Origin of the sequence: Mesorhizobium sp. M0227 (assembly GCF_040321855.1) — a bacterium.
Taxonomy (GTDB): Bacteria; Pseudomonadota; Alphaproteobacteria; order Rhizobiales; family Rhizobiaceae; genus Mesorhizobium.
The window spans coordinates 1-1,253 of record NZ_JAMYSJ010000068.1 but is presented as its reverse complement, the minus strand read 5'-3'; the positions used below and the strand labels follow the sequence as shown (position 1 = coordinate 1,253).

The following is a 1,253-nucleotide window of genomic DNA, read 5'->3' as shown; positions in this document are numbered from 1 at the left end:
AATGAAAAAAGCCCCGTTTTGAACTGACCCCCGAAAGTTGGACACAACCTTCGGGGGTTTTGCATGTCCAAATACAGCGAGAGTTTCAAGCGCTCGGTTGTCGATAGCTATTTAGGCGGGGATGAGAGCTGCGCGAGTGCGGCGTCGATGCATGGCGTTGATGCGGCCACTGTTCGCAAGTGGGTTGCGTTGTACCAGGCGCATGGCGATGCCGGGCTATCTGGTAAGTACGGTCGTTACGACGCGGCGTTCAGGCTGTCGGTGCTTGAGCGAATGTGGGAGGAAGGTCTGTCGTATCGGCAGACGGCTGCATTGTTCAATATCCGCAATGCCAGTTGCCTGACGGGCTGGGAGAAGCGCTATCATGCGGGCGGGATAGAGGCGCTCGGCCCACGTCCCAGAGGACGACCCATGTCAAAGCCGCCGTCCCCCGCAGTGCCTGTTGCAGCCAGTGACGAGGCCAAAAGCCGCGAAGAACTGCTGGCTGAGCTGAAGCATCTGCGGATGGAGAACGACTACCTAAAAAAACTAGAGGCCTTAACGCAGGGACATGCGCTCAAAAAGCGCAAGCCGTCCAGGCGTTAAGGCCGTTGCATTCGCTTGAGGGGCTGCTCGAGCTGGCGAAGCTTGCGCGCAGCACGTTCTATTACAGACAGAAAGCAGCGAAGCGCTCGGACCGCCATGCGGCGCTGAAGGCGGCGATCAAGGCCATCTTCGACAGCCACAAGGGTCGCTACGGCTATCGCCGGGTGACTGCGCAACTGCACCGGTTGGGCCGGCGCGTCAACCACAAGACCGTCCAGAGCCTGATGGCCGGGATGGGATTGAAGTCGCTGGTCAGGCCGAAGAAGTATCGCTCCTACAGGGGCGAGGCTGGGCGGACCGCTCCCGATCTGTTGCAGCGCAAGTTCGGCGCCGACCGCGCCAACCGCAAATGGGTGACCGACGTGACGGAGTTCAGCCTGGCCGGCGACAAGCTCTATCTGTCCCCGGTCATGGATCTCTACAATGGCGAGATCGTCGCGTTCGAGACGGCGCGGCGGCCACGCTTCAAAATGGTGGACAATATGCTGACCAAAGCCCTCGCCCGGCTTGGTGAGAACGAAAGGCCGATCCTGCATTCCGATCAGGGATGGCAGTATCAGATGTCGGCATTCCAACGCAGGCTGGAAGCCAGAGGCCTCCAACAGAGCATGTCACGCAAAGGCAATTGCCTCGACAACGCCCCAATGGAGAGCTTCTTTGCCATCCTC

General features: G+C 59.8%; 1 pseudogene. It reads left to right on the top strand.

The features are described from left to right. Nucleotides 1-63: 63 nt before the first annotated feature. Nucleotides 64-1,253: pseudogene (locus NKJ00_RS32280) on the top strand (IS3 family transposase); the annotation flags it as partial.